Here is a 25,358-nt window from a genome sequence, read left to right as displayed (position 1 = left end):
CGGTCCCAGCGTCGGCTCTCCTTCGTCGAGCCTCGCTGAACCGCCGGTCCATGCGGCGGTCCCAGCTTCACCTCTCCTGCGTCGAGCCTCGCTGAACCGCCGGTTGGCGGCACAGTGTGGCGGGTAACTGCTTGAATACTCTTGAATGCTTCTAGACAGATCGAAGGCGCCGCGGCGCGCGGCAGATGCGCGGGTTATCCCGCGAAGGGTTAGGTGACGACAGCGATGACCAGCCCGGGTCCGCGCCCAGGGCCCCGCCCTGGACCCAAACCGGGTGTCCGGCCTGCGCCGGCCGTCATCGGGCCGCCGCCCACCGTTGATCCGCACCGATTCGGGCGGGTCGACGACGACGGCACGGTGTGGCTGGTCACGTCAGCCGGTGAGCGCCAGATCGGTTCCTGGCAGGCTGGTGACCGCGAAGCCGCGTTCGCCCACTTTGGCCGCCGGTACGACGACCTGAGCACCGAAGTGACCCTGCTCGAGGAGCGGTTGTCTTCCGGCAGCGGCGACGCCCGCAAGATCAAGGCGTCCGCGGCGGCACTGGCCGAGCAGTTGCCGACCGCCAGCGTCCTCGGTGACATCGAGGCGCTGGCCGCGCGGATCGCGGCGGTCACCGAGCACGCCGACACCATCGCCGCGGCCGGCCGTGCACAGCGCGATGAGCATCGGGCAGCGGCGACCGCACGCAAGGAGGCGCTGGCCGCCGAAGCCGAGGAGTTGGCCGCGAACTCGACGCAGTGGAAGGCCACCGGCGATCGGCTGCGCGCCATTCTCGACGAATGGCGCACGATCACCGGCCTGGACCGCAAGGTCGACGACGCGCTGTGGAAGCGCTACGCCGCGGCCCGCGACGGCTTCAACCGGCGGCGCGGCTCGCACTTCGCCGACCTCGACCGCGGGCGCGCTGGGGCGCGCGAGGAGAAGGAACAACTGTGCAAGCGGGCCGAGGAGCTGTCGAGCTCCACCGACTGGGCGTCGACCAGCGCCACCTTCCGGCAGCTGCTCGCCACCTGGAAGACGACCGGGCGGGCCTCCAAGGACGTCGATGAGGCGCTGTGGCAGCGGTTCAAGGCCGCCCAGGACACGTTCTTCGCCGCCCGCAATGCCGTGAACGCCGAACGTGACGCCGAGCTGGAGGCCAACGCCACCGCCAAGGAGGCCCTGCTGGTCGAGGCGGAGCGGATCGACCCGGCCAACCAGAACGCCGCGCGCGCCGCGCTGCGCTCGATCGTCACCAAGTGGGATGCGCTGGGCAAGGCGCCACGGGAACGGTCCGCCGAGTTGGAACGGCGGCTGCGGGCGGTGGAGAAAAAGGTGCGTGACGCCGGTGCGGCCGCTGAGGCGGCCGTGGTGGATCCCGAAGCCGAAGCCCGGGCCGCCCAGTTCCGCACCCGTGCCGAACAGTACGAACGTCAAGCACTCAAAGCCCAGGCCGCGGGTCGGGACAAGGAAGCCGCCGAAGCCACCGCCAACGCCGAGCAGTGGCGGCAATGGGCCCAGGCCGCCGAACAGGCGCTCAACCGGCGCTGACGCCGCGCGTTACTCCCCCGGTTCGGCCGGTGGCTGGTCCTGCGGACGGCTGAAATCATCGAGCAGGTTTCGTGATTGCAGCTGCGCGGTGCTCTGCCTGCGCTCGGCCTCGGCGGCGAGCTGCAGAGCGGTGCGTGACCACACCACGCGGGCCCAGTGAAAGGTCAACACGATCAGGGTGATCCAGCCCAGGATCAGTCCGATGCCTGGGCCCGGGTCGCCCGCTACCGCGGTCTGCCGGGACCACACGGCCAGAAGTCCGACGGCGCTGGCCACCGCGGAGCCCGCCAGTGCCACCCAGGCCACCGTCCAGCGCCGGGTCACCAAGGCCAGCAGCGAGAACCCCACCCCGAACACCAACGCCAGCCACATGAACAGCTGTGACGGCAGCGTCCGCAAGGCTTCGTCGGTGCCCTCGCCGGGGAACAGGACGTCCCAGCCGCGGACGGAGCCGGTGTGCGGCAACAGGAATGACCCGAGCAGTACGAATACGCAGATCGCGACGACCAGCCCCCTGCCGCCGGGGTCGATTTCCCCGGCCACGCGCCGCTCGGCGGCTTCGATGTCGGCCCGGTAGGCCTCGAAGTCGTGCTGGTGTTCCCCTTTGCGGCTCATCGCGCCACCCCCGGCATCTTGGGCATGCCCAGTCCGACACCGGGCACTGGTTCGGCATGGCTGTCACCGGCCCGGGTACGCCGGTGGCTCAGCACCGCCCCGTCGGCCAGCAGATGGTGCGGCGCCGCCCCGGTCACCGTCGTGGTCACCACGTCGCCGGGACGCACCTGCGCGGTGCCCGGAGCGAAGTGCACCAGCCGGCCGTCGCGGGCTCGGCCGCTCATCCGCGCCGTCTGGGCGTCCTTGCGGCCCTCACCGACCGCCACCAGCAGTTCGACGGTGCGCCCGATCTGAGCCCGATTCTCGTCCCAGGAGATCTGTTCCTGCAGCTCGATCAGCCGGTCGTAGCGTTGCTGGACAACCTCTTTGGGCAGTTGATCGGGCAGCTCGGCGGCCGGTGTTCCAGGACGCTTGGAGTACTGGAAGGTGAACGCGGCCGAGAACCGAGCGGCGGCCACCACCTCAAGGGTTTCGTCGAAGTCCTGCTCGGTCTCACCGGGGAACCCGACGATCAGGTCGGTGGTGATGGCGGCGTCCGGGATGGCGGACCGCACCCGGTCGAGGATGCCCAGATAGCGCTCGGCGCGGTAGGAACGGCGCATTGCCCGCAGCACCCGGTCCGAGCCGGACTGCAGCGGCATGTGCAGCGTGGGACAGACATTCGGGGTCTGGGCCATCGCCTCGATGACGTCGTCGGTGAACTCGGCCGGATGCGGCGAGGTGAAGCGGACCCGTTCCAGACCGTCGATGTCCCCGCAGGCCCGCAGCAGCGACGCGAATGCACCGCGGTCGCGCGGGAGCTCCGGGTCGGCGAACGAGACACCGTAGGCGTTGACGTTCTGGCCCAGCAGGGTGACCTCGAGAACGCCTTCGGCGGCCAGCGCCCGCACCTCGGCGAGGATGTCGTCGGGGCTGCGGTCCACCTCGCGGCCACGCAACGACGGCACGATGCAGAAGGTGCAGCTGTTGTTGCAGCCGACCGAGATGGAAACCCAGGCCGAATAGGCCGAGTCCCGTGCGGCCGGCAGCGACGATGGGAACTCCCGCAGCGATTCGACGATCTCGACCTGGGCGCTTCGGTTATGCCGGGCGCGCTCCAGCAGCGCCGGCAACGACCCCAGGTTGTGGGTGCCGAAGACGACGTCCACCCACGGCGCGCGACTGAGCACGCTGTCCTTGTCCTTTTGCGCCAGGCAGCCGCCGACGGCGATCTGCATGTCGGGGTTGCTGCGCTTGTTGGGGGCCAAGTGGCTCAGGTTGCCGTAGAGCTTGTTGTCCGCGTTCTCCCGCACCGCGCAGGTGTTGAACACCACCAGATCGGCGTCGGCGTCATCGGGAGCCCGACGGTAACCGGCCTGCTCGAGCATGCCGGCAATGCGTTCGGAGTCGTGAACATTCATCTGACAGCCGTAGGTGCGCACCTCGTAGGTGCGCATCTGTTCGGAAATCACCGGCAAACTCACCCGGACTATGGTACGGCGGCTGGCGGCGTCCGAGTCGATCGGAGTGACCCGGCCGATAGCGGCGCGCCCGCGACGGCTTCCTGGGTAGGGTCACTTGCCATGACCAGCGGCGGACCGGAGCCGGTGCCGATGATCGCCATCCGAGACGTCAACAAGTACTTCGGCGGCCTGCACGTGCTCAAAGACATCAACCTCGAAGTCGCTCGCGGTGAGGTGGTGGCGATCCTCGGCCCGTCGGGTTCGGGCAAGTCGACCCTATGCCGCACCATCAACCGGCTCGAAGTCGTCGACTCCGGCGCGATAGCCGTCGACGGGCAGCCGCTGCCGGCCGAAGGTGCGGCGCTGGCCCGGCTACGGGCCCAGGTCGGCATGGTGTTCCAGTCGTTCAACCTGTTTCCGCACAAGACCATCCTGGACAACGTCACACTGGCACCGATGAAGGTGCACAAGATGCCCCGAACCCAAGCGCAGCACCAGGCGATGGCACTGCTGGAGCGGGTCGGGGTGGCTGATCAGGCTCACAAGCACCCCGCACAGTTGTCCGGCGGGCAGCAGCAGCGGGTGGCGATCGCACGTTCGCTGGCGATGAACCCGAAAGTGATGCTGTTCGACGAGCCGACCAGTGCCCTGGACCCGGAGATGATCAGCGAGGTGCTCGATGTGATGACCACGCTGGCCGACGACGGGATGACCATGGTGGTGGTCACCCACGAGATGGGCTTCGCCCGCCGCGCAGCCGACCGGGTGGTGTTCATGGCCGACGGCGCCATCGTCGAGGAAGCCGCCCCCGCAGAGTTCTTCGGGTCCCCGAAATCCGCACGGGCCCAAGACTTTCTCGCCAAGGTCCTCGAGCACTGATGCTGACGGTGCGATCCCTGCGCGCGCTGGCACGGGCCTGGACGATCCTCACGGTGGCGTCCGCAGTGACCGCGCTCTGCGGGGCGTGTACCGCTCACGACAGCGGCAAGATCACCGTCGGAGTCAAGTTCGACCAGCCCGGTCTGAGCGTCAAGAAGCCCGACGGCACACTCGGCGGATTCGATGTCGACGTGGCCCGCTACGTGGCGGCCCGGCTGGGATACCCGCCCGACCGCATCGCCTGGATCGAAGCCCCGTCCGGCCAACGCGAGATGCTGCTGCGCAACGGACAGGTCGATTATCTGGTCGCCACCTATTCGATCACCGACTCCCGGCGCCAGAAGGTCGACTTCGCCGGCCCCTACCTGCTCACCGGGCAGTCCCTGTTGGTGCGCGCCGACAACACCGACATCACCGGTACCGCGTCGCTGCAACGGCACAAGAAGCTGTGTTCGGTGTCGGGCTCCACCCCGGCCCAACGGATCAAGGACCGCTATCCGGGCGTACAGCTGCAGCGCTACGACACCTACTCGGCGTGCGTGGAGGCACTGCGCAACGGCGCGATCGACGCGGTGACCACCGATGATGTGATCCTGGCCGGCTATGCCGCCCAAAACCCCGGGGCCTTCAGGCTGGTCGGCGAACGGTTCTCCCAAGAGCTCTACGGGATCGGCGTGCAAAAGGGCAACGACGTGTTGCGCCAGCGAATCAATGACGCCCTTGAGCAGATGGAACGCGACGGTTCGTGGCGGGCGGCATTCGTGGACAACTTCGGCCCCGCCGGGTTCGCGGTGCCCGAACCGCCACCGATCCAACGATGATGCTCGCCGAGTACCGAGGGCAGATCCTCCAATCCTTCACCGTCACCGTGGAGTTGGCGGTGTTGTCCGGCGCGCTCGCCCTGATCTTGGGCACCGGGCTCGCCGCGATGCGGTTGGCTCCGGTACCGGTGCTGCGGTGGCTCGGCGGCGCCTACGTCCATCTGGTGCGCAACACTCCGCTGACCCTGCTGTTGCTGCTGTGCTCGTTCGGCCTGGCCCAGACGCTGGGCGTCACTCTGACCGACCCGCAGTCGCCAACGTCGATCGACGACAGCAACTTCCGACTGGCGGTGCTCGGGCTGAGCGTGTACACGGCGTCCTTCGTCTGCGAGGCGGTGCGCTCCGGTGTCAACACGGTGGGGATCGGCCAGGCCGAAGCCGCCCGGTCGCTGGGGCTGAGCTTCACTCAAAACCTGCGAATCATCTTGCTCCCCCAAGCTTTTCGCGCTGTGATCATTCCACTGGGTTCGGTCTTGATCGCGCTGACGAAAAACACCACCCTGGCCTCCGCGATCGGAGTCGCCGAGGCGGCGCTGCTGATGAAGACGATGACCGAGAACACCGCGGCGCTGCTCGGGGTGGGCGCGGTGTTCGCCACCGGCTTCGTGGTCCTCACCCTGCCGCTGGGCCTGTTGTTCGGCTATCTGGACCGGCGCTGGGCGGTGTCGCGATGAGGTCTGCGCCGCGCGCCACGGTGCTGTTCGACACCCCCGGGCCCCGGGCTCGGGCACGCCATCACGCATTGTCGGTGGCGACGGTGCTGGCCGCGGGACTGCTGGGGTGGGTGATCTATTCGCGGTTGTCGGCCAAAGGCCAGCTGGCCGCGGAGAAGTGGGCGCCGTTTCTGACCGCGGACCTGTGGCGGACCTACGTGCTGCCCGGGGTGGTGGGCACCCTGACCGCGGCGGCCTGGTCCATCGGGCTGGCGCTGATCCTGGGGGTCGGGCTCGGGGTCGGCCGGCTGTCGCCGAATACGCCGGTTCGCTGGAGTTGTGCGGTGACCGTCGAGTTCTTCCGGGCGATTCCGGTGCTGATCATGATGATCTTTGCCTACTACGTCTACGGGCTGCTCAACGCATTTCCGCCGCAGCAGATCGCGCTGGCCGGGGTGGTCACCGGGCTGACCCTCTACAACGGCGCAGTCATCGCCGAGATCGTGCGGGCGGGAGTGCAAGCCCTGCCCGGCGGGCAGTCCGAGGCGGCCGCCGCGTTGGGGCTGGGCTGGGCCCAGTCGATGCGACTGGTCCTGCTGCCGCAGGCCGTCACCGCAATGCTGCCGGTGCTGGTGTCCCAACTGGTGGTGGTGCTCAAGGACACCGCGATCGGCTACCAGATCACCTTTGTGGAGATGGTGCGCCAGGGCACCGTCGTCGGCTCTCAGTACAGCAACTACCTGCCCGCGTTGCTGGTGATCGCGGCGCTGATGATCACCGGAAATATGGCGCTGTCGGCCGGTGCCATCGGGCTGGAGCGCCGGCTGCGCCGGGCCCGCCACTCCCCCTTGGGGGCAGCCACGATTGAGCCGGAGGGCACCCCGGGCGCCCGGGTCGTTTAGGGACTGCGCACACGGAGTCCGCCGTCTAGAGTCGGATTCGACAGCTCACGACAGGAGACTCGGATGGCCATCACCCCCAAGGACGCATTCAACGCTGCACGCGACATCGCCACTCACGCCGTCGAAAAGGCCTCGGACATCGTCGAGGACGCCGGCGACATCATCCGCGGGGACATCTCCGGCGGTGTCAGCGCGATCGTCCAGGACTCGATGGAGATCGCCACGCACGCCGTCGAGCGGACCCGGGAAGTCTTCACCAGCCAGGACGAGGCCGAGGAAGACGCCGAAGAGGTTTAATTCCACCTCCCAAACGGCAACTCGGCCCAGGTGTTCGCACCTGGGCCGAGTTTTTGTGCTCTGGTCTGAGCGTCAGAGGCCGACCGATGGGTCGATACCGAGCCAGTTATCGAACAGCGTCATCGCATTGCTCCAATCGGCGCTGTCACCTTGCAACGCCGCGCCGAAGAGGTCGTTGAGCAATGCCCCGTCCTGCGAGTCGGCCAGTGGACCCCCGCCGATGTCGATCGGGCCCGTCGCGTCCGGGTTGAACAGCGGCGCGGGGTCCGGGGTGCTGAAGTTGAAAAGGTCAATGACTTTGCCATCAGCATCAGGCACCAGAAGCGACATGACGCCCTCGTTCTGGCCGGCTTGAACGGAGGCGATCTCGAATCCCGGGAACCAGTTGTCCTGGATGAAGAGGTTGTCGGCGGTATCGGCTGTCGACAGGGCCGTAGCAAATGACTCGTTCGACCCGATGGCACTGAGCGGTGTAGCTGGCACGCTGTCAAAACCGCCCACTATCGGCGCGGTGCCCAGCCCCAATGAATCGCTGGGGTCCGACAGTGTGGCCGGGGGAAACAGACTGCCATTGGCACTGCCGCCGGTCGGCGTCACCGTCCAGCCGTTGATCTCCTCGGTGCCGTCATCGGCGTGCGCAGCACCTATCCCGACCAGTGCGGCAGCCACGGCAGCCCCACCGGCCACACCCATGCCGACAAACCCGGTGCGAATACGGCGGACGTGCATTTCACGAACCCTTCAACGAGCGCCTCGTCGGCGATGCGAGCAGACGCTACGCCCACACCCTTGCCGTTAGCTGGCTCCGAACTGGACGATCCGTCGGAGACATTTATCCGGGGGCGCCGGGGGTTCCAGGAGTGCCGTCGCTACCGCCGTTGCCACCGTCGCCGCCGGGTCCGGCCGAGAGGCCGTTGGCACCATTGCCGCCGTCTCCGCCGCGACCGTCGCCGTGGGGCCCGTCTTGCCCGCCGTTACCGCCGTTCCCTCCGTTGCTGAGTTCATTGTTGCTGCCGGCGTTGCCGCCGTTGCCGCCGTCCACCATTGCCAAACAGCCCAGCCGCGCCACCCTCACCGCCGGCCACCCCGGCCTGGTCACTACCCCAGCCGGCGCCGCCGTCGCCGAAGAACCAGCCGCCGCCGCCCCCGGTCGGGTCGGCCGCCGTACCGACCTCGCCGTTGCAGATCAGACCGCAGTGGTCGCCAATGGCAAACAGTGGATTGATCAGGTTGTCCAGCTGTGCGCCGAATGAGCTGGCGATCCAGTCCTCACCGAAATCGTGCAGCGGAGCATAGATCAGGCCAATCAGGCCCCCGGCGTCGATGTACCAGGCCAATGGATCGACACCCGAGCCGGCTGCAGCCGAGTCCGAGAAGTCCGCGGTCGTGGCATCGGCGGCGGGCGCGGTGACCCAGAGGGCCGGATCAAACAGATCGTCAATGTCGAAATCTGCGTGGGCTACCGGCGCGACCGCCATCAGCAATGCGACCGCCGAACCGACCCCGACCAGCCGGATGCCCCGGTAATTGTCATGTGCCCGAGCCATTAAGCCAGCGTCTCACGCCGGTGTCGGCCAACCAATGGATGAACCTGAAGCTCTGCTGGAAATAGGCTCCGGGCGGGAGGCCATTCACACCCGGCGGCGCTCCCGCTCGGCGGCCAGTTCGGTGCTGACCACGTCGTAGGCCATCGACGGGTGGTAGCCGCGCCGGGCCAGCATCGCCACCAGCCGACGGGTGACCTTCACGTCGTCGTCGCCGAGCGTCTCCCGGCGAAGCTTGGCGTGCACCAGTTGCTCGGCCCGATCGCGCTCGGCGCCGGCGTCGATATCGGCCAGCGCCCCGGCGATCACGTCCTCGTCGATACCTTTGGTGCGCAGTTCGGCGGCCAACGCTTTGCGGCCCTTGCCCGCATGCTCGCGCCGGGATCGGACCCACTGTTCGGCGAAATCGGTGTCGTCGATCAGACCGGCAGTGGCCAGCCGGTCCAGCACCCGATCACTGACGTCGTCGGGGTAGCCCCGTTTGGTCAGCTGGCCGGCGAGCTCAGCGCGGGTGCGGGCCCGGGCGGTGAGCAGGCGAAGGCACAGTGACTTCGCCTGCTCCTCGCGTTTGGGCTCTGCCGCCTCGACCGGCTCAGAAGTCGACGGGGGCGGGCAGGACTTCATCGGCCAGCTCATCGGTCAGCACGGCGCCGATACCGAGCTTCTCCTTGATCTTCTTCTCGATCTCGTTGGCCACGTCGACGTTGGTCAGCAGGTAGTTGCGGGCGTTCTCCTTGCCCTGCCCCAGCTGTTCGCCGTCGTAGGTGAACCAGGAACCGGACTTGCGGATGAAGCCCTGGTCCACACCCATGTCGATCAGTGAGCCCTCACGGCTGATGCCCCGGCCATACAAGATGTCGAACTCGGCCTGCTTGAACGGCGGCGAAACCTTGTTCTTGACGACCTTGACCCGGGTGCGGTTACCGACCGCGTCGGTGCCGTCCTTGAGGGTTTCGATCCGCCGGACGTCCAGGCGGACTGAGGCGTAGAACTTCAAAGCCTTTCCGCCCGTGGTCGTTTCGGGAGAGTTGTGCACCATCACCCCGTCGACAAAGTAATTGTGATTACCCTCCACTTCGATGTCGAAGCGATGCATCGAGCGAGTGCGCGGTTTGACGTGCACATCCAGCACCCGAGACGGCACCAGCCGTTGAGCGGGCTCGATGAATTGCGGCGTCACGGTGCTTTGACCACGGAATCGCGGCAGTAGCTTGTACTCCATCGACGGCGCCATGTAGGGCGCCACCATTTCCTGGAACTGGGCGGTCGCCGCGGTCGAGAACACCAGGACCGCCTTGCCTGCCGAGCCGGACAACCGCAGGCGGACATCCAGGCCGTGAGTGTCACGCAGGTAATCGCACAACCGGGTCCGGGTGCCTTCCGTCATCGCCTCGACGCAGATTTCAATGCGTCCACTGCCGCCGGCGGTACGCTCCTGCAATCCCTTGGAACGCAGCGTGAATGAGCCGTCGTCCATGTACCAGATGGCCAGCGCCAACGGAGTAAGCGCCTTGAGGTAATCCTCGGAAAGGAACTTCTTGCCGTCCCCGAGATACACCGCGCGCTGCAACTCCCCCAGCTCGGGCAATGGGGTGAAGTCGACAAAGGTTGCGCCCTTGGCGTTCTCCCGCACCGAGTGACCGATGTTGCCCATCAGCGCCGTCTTCCACTGCAGGTACTCCACCTGCTTTGCACCGTGCCCGAGCCGGAACCGGACGCCATTGCGGTCCCGCCGATTGGGCGAGAGGTTCCCATCGCCCATCAGCGAACCGAGCACCACCTGGAACTGCTGGTCGCTGAGCAGGTGTGGTTCCGCAGTCAGAACCCGATCACCGGTGATGATTTCACCGGCTTCGGTCCAGCCACCCGGGGTACGAATGAGGTGGTTGGGCGTCGCGGCGAACTGCGATTTGCCGTTGCCGCCGGACTTTTCGACGGTGAACTGCAGGAACTTCTCGGTGGGTCCGTTGTCGAACCAGTTGACCACCTTGCGCGGCACCAACCGATCGGCGTCGGCGTCGTAGGACAGCACCTCGACATCCATTTTGTTGTTGACGATCTTGCCGATCTTCTCGGTGGTCCCATCGGCGAGAGTCACTCGGGTGGCATAGTTCATGCATCCGAACATGACTCCGATTTTTTCCCGCAGCTGGTTGATGAAGATGGCGGTGGTACCCGAATTGTTCAGTGCGCCGGTCATCTTCCGCAGCGCCTGGCTCATCAGTCGGGCCTGCAGGCCGACGTGACTGTCCCCCATCTCGCCCTCGATCTCCGCGCGCGGCACCAGGGCGGCCACCGAGTCGATGACCAGGATGTCCAGCGCGCCGGAGCGGATCAGCGTGTCGGCGATCTCCAGCGCCTGCTCGCCGGTGTCGGGCTGGGACACCAGCAGCGAATCGGTGTCCACGCCGAGCTTCTTGGCGTAGTCGGGGTCCAGCGCGTGCTCGGCGTCGATGAACGCCGCGATCCCGCCGGCGGCCTGGGCATTGGCCACCGCGTGCAGCGCCACGGTGGTCTTACCGGAGGACTCCGGGCCGTAGATCTCGATGACCCGGCCCCGGGGCAGACCGCCGATACCCAGCGCCACATCCAGGGCGATCGAGCCGGTCGGGATGACCGAGATCGGCTGACGCACCTCGTCCCCGAGACGCATCACCGAGCCTTTGCCGAAGTTCTTGTCGATCTGGGCCATCGCCAGTTCGAGTGCTTTTTCGCGATCGGGCGCTTGCGCCATGATGCCTCTCCTGTGGTTCGGTAGTTCGGTTGACCGGTTGTCGGTCGATTGGCCGTGACGCTAGCGACAGGGTCCGACAAACCCGTCAGGCCGAACGAACTGCCTCCACAGTAGGCGAACGAATGTTCGAATCAAGTCAGACACGCGGCGTGTCGGCGTGTCCGATTTCCAACACCGTCGTGACCGACGACGCCCGAGAACGGCGGTGCCCGACACGCCTTCAGTAGGGTGATGCCAATGAAACGCCCTGAGGTGGTGCGTGACTACGGCGGAATCAGCGCGGTGGACCGCCGCGCCGAGCGCCGTAGCAAGCTGCTGGCCGCCGGCCGCCAAATCTGGGGCGAATCGGGCATCGGCGACGTCACGGTCCGCGGCGTCTGTACCGCCGCGGGCCTCACCCCGCGCTACTTCTACGAGCAGTTTCCCAATCGCGACGCGCTGTTCTTCGCCGTCTCCGACGACGTCCGCGACCAGCTGCTCGAAGCGATGGTCACCGCCGGCATCGGCGACCCCGGCACACTCGCCGACAAGCTCCGGTCCGCGCTGACGGCCTTTCTCGACCTCATCGCCGCCGACCCCTGCATCCACCGCATCGCCACCAGCGACCTGTCGGCGATTCCGGGGCTCAACGAGCACCGTGCGGGCATCCTCGACATGATCACCGAGGCGATCGTCGAACATGCCCCGGGTGTTCTCGACGGTCAGGATCTCGCGCCCGAAGAGCTGCGCCGCGGCGCACTGTTCATCGTCGGCGGCGATGAGGTCGAGAANTGGTGCGCCAGGGCAGTGGGCGGCTGATCCGGCCGTTGACCGGGCCGGCATTGGCCGAGGCGGTGGGCGCCGTATTGGCGTCGCCGAGCTATCGCGATGCTGCCCGGCGGGCCGCAGGCACCGCCACCGACGTCGCCGATCCGGTACGGGTGTGCCACCAGGCGCTGTCGGGCACTGGGTAGGTTAGGTGTGTGCGCCTGACCGAATTCCACGAACGGGTCGCGATGCGTTTCGGTACCGCTTACGGCAACTCGGTGCTGGCAGACCACGTGCTGGCCGCGGTCCGTCCGCCCACCGCGGCCAGCACGTGGTCTGCCAGCACCGAGTTGCCGTAAGCGGTACCGAAACGCATCGCGACCCGTTCGTGGAATTCGGTCAGGCGCACACACCTAACCTACCCAGTGCCCGACAGCGCCTGGTGGCACACCCGTACCGGATCGGCGACGTCGGTGGCGGTGCCTGCGGCCCGCCGGGCAGCATCGCGATAGCTCGGCGACGCCAATACGGCGCCCACCGCCTCGGCCAATGCCGGCCCGGTCAACGGCCGGATCAGCCGCCCACTGCCCTGGCGCACCACGCGATTGGCGATCTCCCACTGATCGCCGCCACCAGGCACCACCACCAGCGGCACCCCGCCGAGCAGCGTCTTGGCCACCATGCCATGCCCGCCGCCGCAGACCACCACGTCGGCGTGCGTCAACAGTTCATCCTGACGCCCCAATCCGGCAACGGCCCACGACGGCAGCTCCAGCGGCGGGCCGCCCAGCCGCGACACCACCAGCCGAGCGCCGTCGGGCAGTCCGGCGCCGGGCACCAGATGCTCCAGGGCGAGCTCGGCCAGCCCGGCGGCTCCGGTGGATGCGGTGGACGGCGCCACCACCACCAGCGGGCCCGAACCCGGTGGCACCGCCAGCACCTGCTCGGTCGGCTCGAAGTGCAGCGGCCCCACGACGACAGCCTCGGCGGGCCAGTCCGGCCGGGGCACCTCAAGGGCTGGCAGCGTGGCGATCAGGCGCCGCAGCGGCCCGGGATCGTTGCCCGGCAAGCCGATACCCACCCGGGCTTCGGCGCGCTGGCGCATGCCGCCGCGTACCGACCGTGCCGTCAACGAGCGCATCACCGCATCCCGCAATCGGCCCCGCAGCCCGATGCCCGGCGCCAGACCACTGCCGATCGGCGGCAACCCCGTCGACGGCAGATACAGCGGGTGCGGACTGAGTTCGACCCACCCGATGCCGAGCAGCTCGGCGGCCATCCCCCCACAGGCCGTGATGACGTCGGAAACCACCAGATCCGGCGCCAGAGCCCGCAGCTGATCGCGGTTTTCGACCGCCATCCGCGCCGCCCGCTGATGCAGCTTGGCCCCGTCGTCCGCGTCGTCATCGGCCACCGTGGGATCGAGTCCCAGCAGCTCCGCGGCGTCCACCCCGGCGGCCCGCGCGGTGTCCAGCCACTGCACACCGGTCAGCAGCGTCGGCGTGTCCCCGGCCGCCACGAAGCGCTTGCACAACGCGATCGCCGGGAACGCGTGGCCGGGATCCGGGCCGGCTACCACTACGACTCGCATCGGCCTACCGTGCCACAGCCACAGGGGCCCGACGCCGGGTCGCCCCCGGGTGGCGGATCATCGCCCCGGCGCGCCAATCCCTTGCCCGCGACGTCGGCCCAGCCAGGCATAGGCGCCGAGCTTGGCCTGATCCTCGATCAGGAACCAGAACAGCGACCACCCCCAGACCATGCCGACCAGCGACCAGGGAATCGCCGTCATCAGGAAGCCGGTGAGCACGATGATCGTGGCGGCCACCTGCGCACCCAGAACCATCACGAGAAGGATCCCGGCGGGGAACGGCCTGGCCCAGAAGCGCCTCCTGCTGCGGGCGACGAACACCGTCAGGTGGCCGGAGACCGACAGCTTCAGGAAGATCATCGTCTGCACGATCAGCAGCCCGTGCGGCGTGTTGAGATGAAGCGGTCCGACGGCGAGGAACATCAGGCCCAGCGTCTCGATCACCCCCAGTACGCCCAGGCTCCCGGCCACGGTCAGAACCTGCCGCATGTCCCACCGCGCGGGGCGGTTCGAGCCGTGCGCACGGTCGTAGGCGATGGACAGCAGCGCCCCGTCGTTGAGCAGGGCGAGGATGACGATCATGGTCGCCGTCACCGGGCGGAAGTTCAGCGCGACGACGCTGACGGTGACCAGCAGCAGCACCCGGATGGTCTCCGCGATGCGGTAGATCGTGTAGCTGGTCATCCGGGCGAACATCTCCCGGGCGAGCCGGATCGCGCCGACGACGACCGACAGGCCGGGTTCCATCAGCACCACGTCGGCTGCGGCGCGGGCCGCATCGGTGGCGCCGGAGACCGCGATGCCCGCATCGGCCTGCTTCAGGGCGGGCGCATCGTTGACGCCGTCGCCGGTCATCCCCACGATGTGCCCGCGGGACTGCAGTACGTTGACGATCAGATATTTGTGCTCGGGAAAGACTTGCGCGAATCCATCCGCGTTTTCGATCCGTTCAGCCAGCGTTGCCGGCTCGCCGGCGCCCGGGCTCTCCAATTCGGCGGCGTCGAGCAGGTTGGTGCCGATACCGACCTGGCAGGCGACCTGCTTGCCGATCGCGAGCGCGTCGCCGGTGATCATTTTCACCTGCACTCCCAGCTCGGTGGCAGCGGCAATGGTGGCCGCCGAATCCGCTCGGGGCGGATCGGCCAGCGGGAGCAGGCCCAGCAGCCGCCAGGTGCAGCCGTCCCGGCACTCGGCCACACCCAGCGCACGATCGCCGCGGCCGGCGAAGTCGGAGACCGCGCCCGCATAGCCGGTCAGCGTGCTGGCGCCCTCGTTCGCGCACAGGGCCGCGATGACCTGGGGTGCGCCCTTGGTGAACCGGGCCGGTGCGCCCTGCTGGTCGGTGGTCTGGGCTTCGGTGCGCTTGCTCGTGGGGTCGAACGGGGTGAACACCCTCACCGAGTATCGGTCGAGCAGGTTCGGGTCGGTCACCGCGGCGCGCACGGCAAGGTCGATGGCGTCCTTGCTGTCTGGGCTGGATGCCGTTGCGGCCGCCAGGATGAGTGCTTCCGGGTCGACGCCCGGGGCGCTCCAGGGAATGCCGACCTGAATGCGGTTCTGGGTCAGCGTGCCGGTCTTGTCCGAGCACAGGATGTCGACGCCACCGAGCTCCTCGACCGCAGGCAGATGGCTCACCACGGCCCTCTGGTGGGCCAGGCTGCGGGCACCGACCGCCATGGTGACCGAGAGCACCGCGGGCATCGCCACCGGCACCGACGCGATGACCACCACCAGACCGAACTCCACGGCGTCGAACCACGTTCCGCCCCTGAGCAGATCCGAGGCGGTGGTGGTGGCCACCAGGATCAGTGCTGCGTAGATGAGGACCTTGCCGATCCGCAGCACCGCCTGCTGGAAATGACTGACATTCCCCGCCCCTCGCACCAGCGTCGCGGTCTTGCCGAAATAGCTGTCCGCGCCCGTCGCGTACACCAATGCGTTCGCCTGCCCGCGGGCCACGACGGACCCCGAGTAGAGCTGCGCTCCGGTCGTCCGGGAGACCGGAAGCGACTCACCGGTGAGCGCCGACTGATCGACCGAGACGGTGCCGTCGTCAACGATCCGCGCATCCGCGGGCACCACGTCGCCGAGCGCGAGGTGAATCAGGTCGCCGGTGACGAGCTCCTCGACCGGCACGTCGTGCCAGGTGCGGTCACGACGCACGTGGGCGGTGGTCGCCAAGGACTTCTTCAACGCCGAGATGGTGTCCGCGGCCTGATGCTCCTCGTAGAAGCCGACCAGGCCGTTCATCAGCAGCAACACCGCGATGATGATCACGTCGGCCCAGTGCTGCACCACGATCGACAGCAGCAGCGCCACCTCGATCAACCACGGGATCGGCGCCCAGAAGTAGCCGAGGAACGTCAGCAACGGGCTCTTCCGCGTCTCCTGAACCGCGTTGGGCCCGTTCGCGGCAAGCCGACGCGCTGCCTCTGCGGCCGACAGCCCGTCCGCTCCGCTGCCCAGCCGCACAACCAATTCGCCCAGCGGTATCGTCGCCAGGTCGGCTGCCTGTTCGGGTGGTGCTGCAGGCACCGATGGTCCGCTCAGCTGTGCCATCGCCCGTGGTGGTCCTTTCCGACCGAGCGTCACAGGAGTGGGGCACTCGATCGTCATGCGTATCTCATAGTGAGATTGCCCGCATACCGGTGCCATCCACCAGAGACTTTCGTCCCGACCGCGAGGCATTCGGCGGCAGTCCAGCGCGCGGTTCCCCCGCGCCGCCGGGCGGCCTAGGGTGGCAGGCATGACCGAACTGACTGGCCAGCAGAGCGCTGTTGAGGCCGCCGCCAACATCCGCACCGTAGAGACGTTCCTCGACGCCCTGCGCGACGAGGACCTCGACACCGCGGCGGCGGCACTCGCCGAGGACGTGGTGTACCAGAATGTCGGGCTGCCGACCATCTACGGCCGCAGTGCCACCATCGGGGTGTTTGGGCGGATGGCCGGCCGGGCAGGCTTCGACGTGAAGATCCACCGCATCGCCGCCGACGGCGCGACGGTGCTCACCGAGCGCACGGACGCGCTGACGTTGGGCCCGCTACGGCTGCAGTTCTGGGTGTGCGGAGTCTTCGAGGTGCACCACGGGCGTATCACGTTGTGGCGCGACTACTTCGACTTCCTGGACATGTTCAAGGCAACGCTGCGGGCGGTGGCGGCCACCGTGTTCCCGGCGCTGCGGCCGACGTTCTAGGGTCACCGCTGTGCGTCAAAGTTCAAAGCCTGCCCGCCCTACTCCGATTCAATACTTCCGGTACTGCTACGGACGCCCGTTGCCCCCAGAGCTGCTGGACTGGGTCCGCAACGACCTGGCCGGCCCGGGTGCCACCGTCCGGATGATCATGCGCGCCGTCGTGCCGACGACGCTGATCCTGATCCCGTTTTGGCTGTTCCCGACAGACTTTATGACGCGGTTCAGCATGACGTTTCCGATCTGGTTCATGGTGATCCTGTTTGCGCACGCGCTCAACAAGGTGTGGCGCTCGCACATGCTGCGGATGCACGGCCTGGATCCGGAGCTGGCCAACGCGCGAAAGCGTGAGCGCGACGCCCACATTCACCGGTCCTACGAGAAACGCTACGGTCCCCGGCCCGAATCGGTCGATCAGCGCAGCGACGACATCTAGACGACCCGGGGCAACTCGGCCAGTTCGTCGAATGCCTGCGCCCAGCCCAGCATCTTCTCGGTCGCGCCGACCAGCTCCTCGCGGTAGCGCCGCTGGGACATCGGGGAATTCGCCGGTTCCCCGGTCGACGTCGTGGAGCCGTCGTTGGCCGAGGCCACCAGTTGCGCTGCGGCGGTGACCATCTCGTTGTATTGGCGAACACCGGTGCTGAGTTGCGCGGTGAACGCGTTGATCGTCGGCACCAGGTACTGACGTGACTGGGCGCTGTGCTGCACGGCGCGTTCCATGGAGACCACCTCAGCCGCGGTGGCCGCCATGGTCGATGCGGCGCGGTTGACTGCGGCCGTCAGTTCGGTGATCTCATCGGTGGGCAGCAGCCGGCCCCGCTCGAGCACGCCCAGCAGCGAGACCATCCCGCGCTCGGAGGCGCCCAGCGCATACATCGCCGGCCGTGCCGCCGACCCGGGCGGCGGCAGGCGCCGCACCGCGGTGGAGCGCATAGCCGGCAGCGGTGTCGCACGCAGCCAGCGATAGCGCAGCAACAACAGCGTCGCCGGCGCAGCCGCGCCCGCGGCTACCAGCCCGGTGATCAACAGCACCCACACCGGCGTCGACCACGACGCCAGCACGGCCGTCACCAACGTCCAGAATCCGCAGGTGGCGGTAAAGAACAAGCCCAGCCGCAGCGCCCACCGGCGCTTGCGCAACATCCTGGCCCTCGGGTCGGCGAGCGCACCCAGCTTGTCGGCGAGCGTGTCGGCAGCCTCGCTGGCTCGGTCCACGGCACGCTGCAGCAGTGGGTGCCGAGCGCTGCCTCCGAGTGTCGCGGCCACCGGACTATCGCCCCAACGGGTTCTCGGGGGTTGTCTGTTGCCGGGGTGGCCTGGCCGGGGGCGGTGGCGGAGCCACCCGCCGGCAGCGACTCGCCGCGCATCGATGCCCGGATCTGCTCCAGCCGGGAGTGGCCGGCCATCTGGACACCGGCCTGCTCGACCTCGATCATCCGGCCCTGCACCGAACCCTGTGCCAACTCGGCTGCCCCGATCGCGTTGGCGTAGCGCCGCTCGATCTTGTCGCGCACCTCGTCCAGGCTCGGAGTGGTTCCGGGGGCCGCGATCTCGCTCATCGAGCGCAGCGAGGCGCTGACCTGCTCCTGCATCTTGGCCTGCTCGAGCTGGCTGAGCAGTTTGGTGCGCTCGGCGATCTTCTGCTGCAACACCATGGCGTTTTGCTCGACGGCCTTCTTGGCCTGCATCGCCGCCGACAGCGCTTGGTCGTGCAGGGCCTTGAGGTCTTCCACGCTCTGTTCGGCGGTGACCAGCTGGGCCGCGAACGCCTCCGCGGCGTTGTTGTACTCGGTGGCCTTCGCGGCGTCTCCGGCGGCCGTGGCCTGGTCGGCCAGGGTCAGAGCCTGGCGCACGTTGACCTGAAGCTTCTCGATGTCGGCCAGTTGCCGGTTCAACCGCATTTCCAATTGCCGCTGGTTGCCGATCACCTGCGCGGCCTGTTGAGTCAGGGCTTGGTGCTGACGCTGCGCCTCTTCTATCGCCTGCTGGATCTGCACCTTGGGATCGGCGTGCTCGTCGATCTTCGAGTTGAACAGCGCCATCACGTACTTCCACGCCTTGACGAACGGGTTGGCCATCAGTCAGCTCCGTCTGCTTGTTTCCAGTGTTGACGCTCTACCGCCGGTACCGGTGATCAATTTATCGGGTCGACGGTTATCGGGTGGGTGTTCAGGCCGGGCGCGTCACGCCGAGGCCACCGATGCCAGCGTCCGAATCGGCGGGATCACGACCTTGGTGCCGGCGTCGATGCGGGTCACTGCGCCGCTGCGCACTGCCAACTCGGCCCGCTCGGCCTGCGCCAGCCGGGTTCCGGCGTCGAAGAGCACCGTCGACAACGGCATCCGCAAGGCCGCGCAGATCGCGTTGAGCAGCTCGCTGGACGCTTCCTTGCGGCCCCGTTCGACCTCCGAGAGGTAGCCGAGGCTGACCCGCGCCGCGTCAGACACCTCACGCAGCGTGCGGCCCTGGGCCGTCCGGGCCTGGCGCAGCACCTCGCCGACCGACTCCCGCAGCAATGTCGTCATCGCGCACTCCCCCTTACGGGTCAACCTTGGAAACCACCAGTCACCAAGGTCAACGCCCGCGACGCCCGAATGGGTTCCCGGATTCGGCGGTTTCCTTCGGCGGTCCAGCGCCGAGCCTCGCGGAACCGCCGGGTTACCTTCGGGTTAGCTTCGGACCGGCCCGCCGCGCAGGTCGGTAACCGCCGAAACGACGTAGTCGACGCCGGTCAGCACCGTCAGGATCACCGCTGCGGTCATCACCGTCCAGGCCGTCACCAGCCAGGGGCCTTCCAGCGGCAGGATGAGCAGCCCGATACCGACCGCCTGCACCAGGGTCTTGAGCTTGCCGCCACGGCTGGCCGGGATCACACCGCGGTGCAGCACCGCGAACCTCAGCAGGGTGATCCCAATCTCGCGGACCAGAATCACCACCGTCACCCACCACCACAGGTCGCCCAGCATCGACAGGCCGATCAGCGCCGCGCCGATCAGCGCCTTGTCGGCAATCGGGTCGGCCAGCGTGCCGAACTCGGTCACCATGCCGTAGTTGCGCGCCAGGGTGCCGTCCAGCCGGTCGGTGATGATGGCCACGGCAAAGATCACGAACGCCGCGATGCGGGTCTTCGGATCGTGGCCGTCCTGGGCGAACAGCGCCAGCAGGAAGACCGGGACCAGCGCCATCCGCAGGACGGTCAACGCGTTCGCAAGATTGACTACGGGGACATGCGTCACCGCTGGTCCGGTTTTTGGCTGTCCCGACACGGAAGTCAGAATATCTGTTGCCCAGCCCGAAATGAGAAACCGATACTGTGCAGCTGTGAATCTTGCGGCGGATCGACCGGCGGGGCAGTCCGTGGTTCGGCGTGCGCGCACCTCGGACGTCCCGGCGATCAAGCAGCTGGTGGACGTCTATGCCGGCAAGATCCTGCTGGAAAAGAACCTGGTGACGTTGTATGAGGCGGTCCAGGAATTCTGGGTTGCCGAAGACGCGGATCAGCAGGTGGTGGGCTGCGGCGCGTTGCATGTGTTGTGGTCGGATCTCGGCGAGGTCCGCACCATCGCGGTGGACCCAGCCCTGACCGGTCGCGGTATCGGACACGCGATCGTCGACCGCCTACTGCAGGTCGCCCGCGAGCTGGAGTTGCAGCGGCTGTTCGTGCTGACCTTCGAGACCGAGTTCTTCGCCCGGCACGGCTTCACCGAGATCGACGGAACGCCGGTGACCGCCGAGGTGTTCGAGGAGATGCAACGCTCCTACGACGTCGGCGTGGCCGAGTTCTTGGATCTGAGCTACGTCAAGCCGAACACCCTGGGCAACACCCGGATGTTGCTGGTCCTCTAGTCGACGACCAGATCGCGTGCCCGGCGAGTCGCGCCGATGAGGAAGCTGAACTGCCCGTCGGATTCCATCCGGCCCTCACGGACTACGGAAAGATCGGCGATTCCCTGCTTGCGCGCCTGCTCGCGGACCTGCTCCTCGGTGATCATCTCTTTGCGCATATTGGCGTAGAGGAATGCGCCGTCGTAGATCACCAACAGCGGCCCCGGCCGCAGGATCCTCGCCACCGAGGGCCAGCGGTGCGCCATCCAGTTCAGCAGGTATGACCAGCCGATGATTACCCCGACGAGCAGGATGCCGTCACTGACCGATCGATAGCCACCGGCCATCCCGTTCTGTGCCGCGTCGGCGATCAACACCACGACGATGAGATCCGTGATGCCGTTGGTGCCCGCCTCGCGTTTCAATACCACCCGCAGCAACGCGTAAATCGCAATGTAGATGACGGTTCCGCGGATAAAGATCTCCGAGGGCGGTGTATCGAAAGCGAAAAGTCGTGCCCAATCCACGTGGCGAGATTACGCGCCCGCCCGGCTCTGGAAAACCGCTGGTGTCCGGTCCGTAGCCGGTCCGTGTCCCGCACGTGTCTGGGAAGTGTCACAGTCACCGAACCTGGGGACTTCCGGCCCTGCCCCAAGCCGTTCAGGGGGGAGATAGTGGTACCGACAGTTGCAGACAACTGGAGGTAGTCGTGGCCGAGCACCTGACCCCCCTGGACGCCGGCTTTCTGGGCGTCGAAGATTCCGACCACAACGTCAGCATGGCGACCGGGACGCTGGCCGTCCTCGACGGTCCGGTTCCCGACCATGCCTTGCTGCAGGCAACGCTGGCCGAACGCCTGCGCGGGTGCCCGCGGTTCGGGCAGCGACTGGTACGCCACGCCCTGGATCTGAGCGCACCCGAATGGGTGGACGACCCCCACTTCGATCTCGCCCACCACATCGGCAGGCTCGCGGTGCCCTCCCCCGGCGGCGACGCCGAACTGCACACGGTGATTGCCGACGTGATGTCCTGGCGGTTGGACCGCAACCGTCCGCTGTGGGAGATCTGGGTGATCAGCGGTCTCAGCGGCGACCGGTGGGCCCTGCTGATGAAGGTCCACCACTGCATCGCCGACGGCACCGCGGCCGCGCACATGCTGACCGGTTTGTCCGACAAGGGATTCGCCCACCTGGCGGCCCACGCCGCCGCGCCGGGGCACGATGCGCCGCAGGGCCGGCCGTTGCTGGACCTCAATCCGGTGCATTGGGTGTCCAACCTGCGCGGTGTGGTGGAACTCGCGACCGGCTTGCTGCAGCCGGGCACGTCGTCACTGACCGGTCCGATCACCAGCCGCCGCCGCTACAGCGCGGCACGGGTGCCGCTCGACGACATCCAGCAGGTCTGTCGGGTGTTCGATGTGTCCATCGATGACGTGGTGTTGGCAGCCCTGACCGAGAGCTACCGCGACTTCATGATCCGTCGTGGTCAAGTGCCCCAACCCGATTCGCTGCGCACCCTGGTGCCGGAATCGGCTCTGTCCACTTTGCTGTTGCCGCGTCTGCCGATCGAAGAATCCAACCCGGTGAAGCGATTGCTGGCCGTGCGTTCCCGGCTGGCGCGGGCCAAGGCCGGTGGGCAGCGGCACGCCGGACGTACGGTGATGTCGGCCGCGAGCCTGCTGCCGGTCGCGTGGTCAGGCTGGGCGGCGCGATTGCTCGGACAGCTCCACCAGCGTGGCGTGGTGGCATTGGCGACCAACGTCCCCGGCCCGCCGCCGGGGAACTGTTCATCGGAGTACTAGCCGACTTCGAGTTCGCCGCGGTCGACGAGTTGGCCCGCGGGCTGGAGGCCGCGGTGGCCCGGCTGGTGGCACGCAGCAAGCGCCGCAAGCCGCTGCGCGACTGGCATGGCCTTGCTCTGGTGCACAGCGCCTAGCCGCCGGCTCGCCGGCTGACTCCCGGTGAATCGCACTCTGACGACGCCCCATCGGCGCGTCGCGTCGTCAGATTCACTCTCGGCGCCGGTTGAGGGCGCTAGAACTCGTCGTCGCCATCGTCGTCGGGGGCGGCGCCGCCGCGGATCAGCATCAGCGTGGCGGCCAGCTCGTCGGGCTTGACCAGCACTTGCCGGGCCTTGGAGCCCTCGGACGGGCCGACGATGTCGCGGGTCTCCATCAGGTCCATCAGCCGGCCGGCCTTGGCGAAGCCCACCCGCAGCTTGCGCTGCAGCATCGAGGTCGAGCCGAATTGGCTGGACACCACGAGCTCGACGGCCTGCAGGAAGACATCCATGTCGTCGCCGATGTCGGGGTCGACGTCGGCGCGATCGCCGGTGGCCTTCACGGCGGTGACGCCCTCGGTGTACTCGGGCTCGGCCTGGTCCTTGCAGGCGCTGACGACGGCCTGGATCTCCTCGTCGGAGATGAACGCTCCCTGCAGCCGGATCGGCTTGTTGGCACCCATCGGCAGGAACAGCCCGTCGCCCATGCCAATCAGCTTCTCGGCGCCCGGCTGGTCCAGGATGACCCGGGAATCGGTGAGCGACGACGTGGCGAACGCCAGCCGGGACGGCACGTTGGTCTTGATCAGGCCGGTGACGACGTCCACCGACGGCCGCTGGGTGGCCAGCACCAGGTGGATGCCGGCGGCGCGGGCCTTCTGGGTGATCCGCACGATCGCGTCTTCTACATCGCGGGGTGCGGTCATCATCAGGTCGGCGAGCTCGTCGACGACCGCGAGGATGTAGGGGTAGGGCCGGTAGACCCGCTCGCTGCCCAGTGGCGTGGTGATCTCCCCGGAGCGGACCTTGTCGTTGAAGTCGTTGATGTGGCGCACCCGGGACGACTTCATGTCCTGGTAGCGCTGCTCCATCTCCTCGACCAGCCAGGCCAGCGCCGCGGCGGCCTTCTTCGGCTCGGTGATGATCGGGGTGATCAGGTGCGGAATGCCTTCGTACGGCGTGAGTTCCACCATCTTGGGGTCGATCAGGATCATCCTGACCTCTTCGGGGGTGGCCCGCGCCAACAGTGACACCAGCATCGAGTTGACGAAGCTGGACTTACCCGAACCGGTGGAACCGGCCACCAGAAGGTGCGGCATCTTGGCCAGGTTGGCGCAGATGAAGTCGCCTTCGATGTCCTTGCCCAGGCCGATCACCAGCGGGTGATGGTCGCCGCGGGTGGACGGCGCGGTCAGCACGTCGGCGAGCCGCACCAGCTCGCGGTCGGTATTGGGCACCTCGATACCGACGGCGGACTTGCCCGGGATCGGGGCGAGCATCCGCACGCTCTCGGTGGCCACCGCGTAGGCGATGTTGCGTTGCAGGGCGGTGATCTTCTCGACCTTCACGCCGGGGCCCAGCTCCACCTCGTAGCGGGTGACGGTGGGACCGCGGGTGCAGCCGGTGACCGCGGCGTCGACCTTGAACTGCTCCAGCACCGAGGTGATCGCATCGGCCATCTGGGGGTCCCCGGCGACCAGCAGGCTCAACGCCGGCAGCGTGTAGGGCCCCTCTACCACCCGGTCCAGGACGACGGTGGCGTCGGCGGATTTGGCCGCCTTAGGTTCCTTGGGGGCTTTGCGGCGCACGGGTTTAACCGGGGGCGGCGCCGCGGCGGGCTCTTCGTCGAGGGGGTAGTTGTCCAGCGGGGTCCGCGACTGCCAGTCCGGGGCATCGTCGACGACGTCGGACGCGGTGCCTACGCTGCTGCTCCCGACGTCGTCGTAGCCGGCGTCGTAATCGGCGTTGTCGAAATTGTCGTCGTAGGCCTCGTCGTAGTCGTCGTAGTAATCGTCCTCGCCGTAGTCGCCGCGGAACATGGTGCGCAAGGTCTCGGGCGCCTCGCGCAGGGTGGTCCCGGTCAGCAGCAGCACGCCGAACAGCACGCCGATGCACAACAGCGGCGCGGCGATCCACGCCGTGAGTCCGTCGGCGAGCGGGCCGCCGATCGCGAAGCCCACAAAGCCGGCGCCATGCAGACGCCCGTCGGGGCTTTGCGGCGAGCCCGACCACAGGTGCCACAGGCCCAGGATCGGCAGCCCGATCATGGCCGATCCGAGGATCAGCCGGGGCCGGCTCTCCGGATCGGGTTCAGTGCGCATCAGCAACACGGCGGCGGCAGCAGCCAACACCGGTAGCAGCACCACCGCTCCGCCGACCACGGTGCGCAGACCGGTGTCGATCCAGGCCCCGACCGGCCGGGCCGCATCCAGCCAGCAACTGGCCGCGGTCACCACGGCCAAACCCAGCAAAGCCAGTGCGATGCCGTCGCGGCGATGACCGGGGTCGATGTTGTGGGCGCGGCCCACCGAGCGTGCAGCGCTTCCGGCGCCCTTGGCGACCATCAGCCACGTTGCGCGGGCGAGGCGTCCACAGGCCATCCCGAGTGCCACCGGACCCGAATGCTGCCGGGAGGCGCTGCGCGGCTTGGCTGCCGGGCGGGACCGAGCGGGCCGTGAACCACCCTTGGCGGCAGCCGTGGAACCGGCTTTGGCCCTGGTCGTGCGGGTACCGGAACGCGCGGAAGCCCTACTAGTAGCGGTCTTACTAGCCATATCGGCAAGCCTAGTCGCAATTACCCCATCCG

24 protein-coding genes and 3 pseudogenes are annotated in these 25,358 nt (G+C 67.7%); 12 read left to right on the top strand and 15 right to left on the bottom strand.

Annotated features, from left to right (window positions below):
• Positions 1-225 precede the first annotated feature (225 nt).
• Positions 226-1,530, top strand: coding sequence for a DUF349 domain-containing protein (locus BN4346_RS35455; protein ID WP_078058622.1), 1,305 nt, complete (start codon positions 226-228; stop codon positions 1,528-1,530).
• Between the two features lie 9 nt (positions 1,531-1,539).
• Here BN4346_RS35455 and BN4346_RS35450 read toward each other — a convergent pair whose 3' ends face one another.
• Together BN4346_RS35450 and miaB are read right to left on the bottom strand one after the other, a co-directional pair.
• Positions 1,540-2,145 carry an Rv2732c family membrane protein gene (locus BN4346_RS35450; RefSeq protein WP_067972267.1) on the bottom strand — a complete coding sequence of 202 codons (606 nt, stop codon included), beginning with the start codon at positions 2,143-2,145 and terminating at the stop codon, positions 1,540-1,542.
• Complete coding sequence (gene miaB / locus BN4346_RS35445) at positions 2,142-3,581, bottom strand: tRNA (N6-isopentenyl adenosine(37)-C2)-methylthiotransferase MiaB (RefSeq protein WP_235653741.1); 1,440 nt, start codon at positions 3,579-3,581, stop codon at positions 2,142-2,144. Before miaB ends, BN4346_RS35450 begins: the two co-directional genes overlap by 4 nt.
• 126 nt (positions 3,582-3,707) lie before the next feature.
• On the opposite strand from miaB, the gene BN4346_RS35440 reads away from it, so the two are divergent.
• The 5 genes from BN4346_RS35440 to BN4346_RS35420 all read left to right on the top strand — a co-directional run bounded on the left by BN4346_RS35440 (position 3,708) and on the right by BN4346_RS35420 (position 7,139).
• On the top strand, positions 3,708-4,466 hold the full coding sequence (locus tag BN4346_RS35440) for an amino acid ABC transporter ATP-binding protein (protein WP_067972260.1): 759 nt from the start codon (positions 3,708-3,710) through the stop codon (positions 4,464-4,466).
• A complete protein-coding gene (locus BN4346_RS35435; RefSeq protein WP_078058620.1) occupies positions 4,466-5,287 on the top strand; it encodes a glutamate ABC transporter substrate-binding protein in 822 nt (273 codons plus the stop codon). Before BN4346_RS35440 ends, BN4346_RS35435 begins: the two co-directional genes overlap by 1 nt.
• Positions 5,284-5,961, top strand: a complete 678-nt coding sequence (locus BN4346_RS35430) for an amino acid ABC transporter permease (RefSeq protein WP_067972257.1) — start codon at positions 5,284-5,286, stop codon at positions 5,959-5,961. The genes BN4346_RS35435 and BN4346_RS35430 overlap by 4 nt, the downstream gene beginning before the upstream one ends.
• Entirely contained in the window at positions 5,958-6,842 is an 885-nt protein-coding gene (locus BN4346_RS35425) for an amino acid ABC transporter permease (RefSeq protein ID WP_067972254.1), read from the top strand. The genes BN4346_RS35430 and BN4346_RS35425 overlap by 4 nt, the downstream gene beginning before the upstream one ends.
• 63 nt (positions 6,843-6,905) lie before the next feature.
• The gene (locus tag BN4346_RS35420; protein WP_067972251.1) at positions 6,906-7,139 is read left to right on the top strand and encodes an Rv1893 family protein; all 234 of its coding nucleotides are present in this window, start codon (positions 6,906-6,908) and stop codon (positions 7,137-7,139) included.
• A 72-nt stretch (positions 7,140-7,211) separates the two neighbouring features.
• Here the strand turns inward: BN4346_RS35420 and BN4346_RS35415 are convergent, their stop codons facing one another.
• The 4 genes from BN4346_RS35415 to recA form a co-directional block, all read right to left on the bottom strand.
• Positions 7,212-7,808, bottom strand: a complete 597-nt coding sequence (locus BN4346_RS35415; RefSeq protein WP_154677595.1) for a hypothetical protein — start codon at positions 7,806-7,808, stop codon at positions 7,212-7,214.
• 332 nt (positions 7,809-8,140) lie between these two features.
• Positions 8,141-8,686 carry a PGRS repeat-containing protein gene (locus BN4346_RS49510; RefSeq protein ID WP_067972243.1) on the bottom strand — a complete coding sequence of 182 codons (546 nt, stop codon included), beginning with the start codon at positions 8,684-8,686 and terminating at the stop codon, positions 8,141-8,143.
• 84 nt (positions 8,687-8,770) lie between these two features.
• Complete coding sequence (gene recX / locus BN4346_RS35405; protein ID WP_067972241.1) at positions 8,771-9,307, bottom strand: recombination regulator RecX; 537 nt, start codon at positions 9,305-9,307, stop codon at positions 8,771-8,773.
• Complete coding sequence (recA, locus tag BN4346_RS35400; RefSeq protein ID WP_067972239.1) at positions 9,276-11,417, bottom strand: intein-containing recombinase RecA; 2,142 nt, start codon at positions 11,415-11,417, stop codon at positions 9,276-9,278. The genes recX and recA overlap by 32 nt, the downstream gene beginning before the upstream one ends.
• Positions 11,418-11,648: 231 nt before the next feature.
• On the opposite strand from recA, the gene BN4346_RS35395 reads away from it, so the two are divergent.
• On the top strand, positions 11,649-12,215 hold the full coding sequence (locus tag BN4346_RS35395) for a TetR/AcrR family transcriptional regulator (RefSeq protein WP_456080968.1): 567 nt from the start codon (positions 11,649-11,651) through the stop codon (positions 12,213-12,215).
• A pseudogene (locus BN4346_RS35390) lies at positions 12,191-12,370 on the top strand (glycosyltransferase); the annotation flags it as partial. The gene BN4346_RS35395 and the pseudogene BN4346_RS35390, both read left to right, overlap by 25 nt.
• Positions 12,371-12,429: 59 nt before the next feature.
• Here BN4346_RS35390 and BN4346_RS35385 read toward each other — a convergent pair.
• Genes BN4346_RS35385 through BN4346_RS35375 form a run of 3 tightly spaced genes read right to left on the bottom strand, consistent with a single transcriptional unit; the run spans position 12,430 to position 16,314 of the window.
• Positions 12,430-12,573, bottom strand: coding sequence for a DUF3046 domain-containing protein (locus BN4346_RS35385; RefSeq protein WP_078058618.1), 144 nt, complete (start codon positions 12,571-12,573; stop codon positions 12,430-12,432).
• Between the two features lie 9 nt (positions 12,574-12,582).
• A complete protein-coding gene (locus tag BN4346_RS35380; RefSeq protein WP_067972234.1) occupies positions 12,583-13,755 on the bottom strand; it encodes a glycosyltransferase in 1,173 nt (390 codons plus the stop codon).
• Positions 13,756-13,812: 57 nt separating this feature from the next.
• Entirely contained in the window at positions 13,813-16,314 is a 2,502-nt protein-coding gene (locus tag BN4346_RS35375) for a plasma-membrane proton-efflux P-type ATPase (RefSeq protein WP_067972232.1), read from the bottom strand.
• Between the two features lie 187 nt (positions 16,315-16,501).
• Here BN4346_RS35375 and BN4346_RS35370 point away from each other — a divergent pair, with 187 nt between their 5' ends.
• Entirely contained in the window at positions 16,502-16,948 is a 447-nt protein-coding gene (locus BN4346_RS35370; protein ID WP_067972228.1) for a limonene-1,2-epoxide hydrolase family protein, read from the top strand.
• A 10-nt stretch (positions 16,949-16,958) separates the two neighbouring features.
• Entirely contained in the window at positions 16,959-17,381 is a 423-nt protein-coding gene (locus BN4346_RS35365) for a DUF5313 domain-containing protein (RefSeq protein ID WP_067972225.1), read from the top strand.
• Here the strand turns inward: BN4346_RS35365 and pspM are convergent.
• From pspM to pgsA, 4 genes and pseudogenes are all read right to left on the bottom strand, one after another.
• Positions 17,378-18,091, bottom strand: coding sequence for a phage shock envelope stress response protein PspM (gene pspM / locus BN4346_RS35360; protein ID WP_235653632.1), 714 nt, complete (start codon positions 18,089-18,091; stop codon positions 17,378-17,380). The genes BN4346_RS35365 and pspM overlap by 4 nt on opposite strands.
• Positions 18,092-18,258: 167 nt before the next feature.
• A pseudogene (gene pspA, locus BN4346_RS35355) lies at positions 18,259-19,026 on the bottom strand (phage shock protein PspA); the annotation flags it as partial.
• Positions 19,027-19,131: 105 nt separating this feature from the next.
• Positions 19,132-19,473, bottom strand: a complete 342-nt coding sequence (clgR, locus tag BN4346_RS35350) for a transcriptional regulator ClgR (RefSeq protein WP_067972216.1) — start codon at positions 19,471-19,473, stop codon at positions 19,132-19,134.
• Positions 19,474-19,617: 144 nt separating this feature from the next.
• Positions 19,618-20,214 carry a CDP-diacylglycerol--glycerol-3-phosphate 3-phosphatidyltransferase gene (gene pgsA / locus BN4346_RS35345; protein WP_067972214.1) on the bottom strand — a complete coding sequence of 199 codons (597 nt, stop codon included), beginning with the start codon at positions 20,212-20,214 and terminating at the stop codon, positions 19,618-19,620.
• Between the two features lie 91 nt (positions 20,215-20,305).
• Here pgsA and BN4346_RS35340 point away from each other — a divergent pair, with 91 nt between their 5' ends.
• Positions 20,306-20,794, top strand: coding sequence for an amino-acid N-acetyltransferase (locus BN4346_RS35340; protein WP_407695137.1), 489 nt, complete (start codon positions 20,306-20,308; stop codon positions 20,792-20,794).
• Here BN4346_RS35340 and BN4346_RS35335 read toward each other — a convergent pair.
• Entirely contained in the window at positions 20,791-21,300 is a 510-nt protein-coding gene (locus BN4346_RS35335; protein ID WP_067972207.1) for a DUF421 domain-containing protein, read from the bottom strand. The genes BN4346_RS35340 and BN4346_RS35335 overlap by 4 nt on opposite strands.
• A 170-nt stretch (positions 21,301-21,470) precedes the next feature.
• On the opposite strand from BN4346_RS35335, the pseudogene BN4346_RS35330 reads away from it, so the two are divergent.
• A pseudogene (locus BN4346_RS35330) lies at positions 21,471-22,708 on the top strand (wax ester/triacylglycerol synthase domain-containing protein).
• 98 nt (positions 22,709-22,806) lie between these two features.
• Here BN4346_RS35330 and BN4346_RS35325 read toward each other — a convergent pair.
• The gene (locus BN4346_RS35325) at positions 22,807-25,326 is read right to left on the bottom strand and encodes a DNA translocase FtsK (protein ID WP_078058617.1); all 2,520 of its coding nucleotides are present in this window, start codon (positions 25,324-25,326) and stop codon (positions 22,807-22,809) included.
• Positions 25,327-25,358: the final 32 nt, after the last annotated feature.

It is taken from the genome of Mycolicibacter icosiumassiliensis, assembly GCF_900078685.2.
Classification (GTDB): domain Bacteria; phylum Actinomycetota; class Actinomycetes; order Mycobacteriales; family Mycobacteriaceae; genus Mycobacterium; species Mycobacterium icosiumassiliensis.
Note: the sequence above shows the minus strand (reverse complement) of the source record. Positions and strands in the feature narration are given on the sequence as shown.

Bases quoted from the DNA above. Each gene is read 5' to 3' on its own strand.
- BN4346_RS35430 (WP_067972257.1), top strand. From the start codon at position 5,284: ATGATGCTCGCCGAGTACCGAGGGCAGATCCTCCAATCCTTCACCGTC.
- BN4346_RS35455 (WP_078058622.1), top strand. From the start codon at position 226: ATGACCAGCCCGGGTCCGCGCCCAGGGCCCCGCCCTGGACCCAAACCG.
- recA (WP_067972239.1), bottom strand. From the start codon at position 11,417: ATGGCGCAAGCGCCCGATCGCGAAAAAGCACTCGAACTGGCGATGGCC.
- clgR (WP_067972216.1), bottom strand. From the start codon at position 19,473: ATGACGACATTGCTGCGGGAGTCGGTCGGCGAGGTGCTGCGCCAGGCC.
- BN4346_RS35420 (WP_067972251.1), top strand. From the start codon at position 6,906: ATGGCCATCACCCCCAAGGACGCATTCAACGCTGCACGCGACATCGCC.
- pspM (WP_235653632.1), bottom strand. From the start codon at position 18,091: ATGTTGCGCAAGCGCCGGTGGGCGCTGCGGCTGGGCTTGTTCTTTACC.
- BN4346_RS49510 (WP_067972243.1), bottom strand. From the start codon at position 8,686: ATGGCTCGGGCACATGACAATTACCGGGGCATCCGGCTGGTCGGGGTC.
- BN4346_RS35325 (WP_078058617.1), bottom strand. From the start codon at position 25,326: ATGGCTAGTAAGACCGCTACTAGTAGGGCTTCCGCGCGTTCCGGTACC.
- miaB (WP_235653741.1), bottom strand. From the start codon at position 3,581: ATGCGCACCTACGAGGTGCGCACCTACGGCTGTCAGATGAATGTTCAC.
- BN4346_RS35375 (WP_067972232.1), bottom strand. From the start codon at position 16,314: ATGGCACAGCTGAGCGGACCATCGGTGCCTGCAGCACCACCCGAACAG.
- recX (WP_067972241.1), bottom strand. From the start codon at position 9,307: ATGAAGTCCTGCCCGCCCCCGTCGACTTCTGAGCCGGTCGAGGCGGCA.
- BN4346_RS35425 (WP_067972254.1), top strand. From the start codon at position 5,958: ATGAGGTCTGCGCCGCGCGCCACGGTGCTGTTCGACACCCCCGGGCCC.
- BN4346_RS35440 (WP_067972260.1), top strand. From the start codon at position 3,708: ATGACCAGCGGCGGACCGGAGCCGGTGCCGATGATCGCCATCCGAGAC.
- BN4346_RS35435 (WP_078058620.1), top strand. From the start codon at position 4,466: ATGCTGACGGTGCGATCCCTGCGCGCGCTGGCACGGGCCTGGACGATC.
- BN4346_RS35370 (WP_067972228.1), top strand. From the start codon at position 16,502: ATGACCGAACTGACTGGCCAGCAGAGCGCTGTTGAGGCCGCCGCCAAC.
- BN4346_RS35450 (WP_067972267.1), bottom strand. From the start codon at position 2,145: ATGAGCCGCAAAGGGGAACACCAGCACGACTTCGAGGCCTACCGGGCC.
- BN4346_RS35380 (WP_067972234.1), bottom strand. From the start codon at position 13,755: ATGCGAGTCGTAGTGGTAGCCGGCCCGGATCCCGGCCACGCGTTCCCG.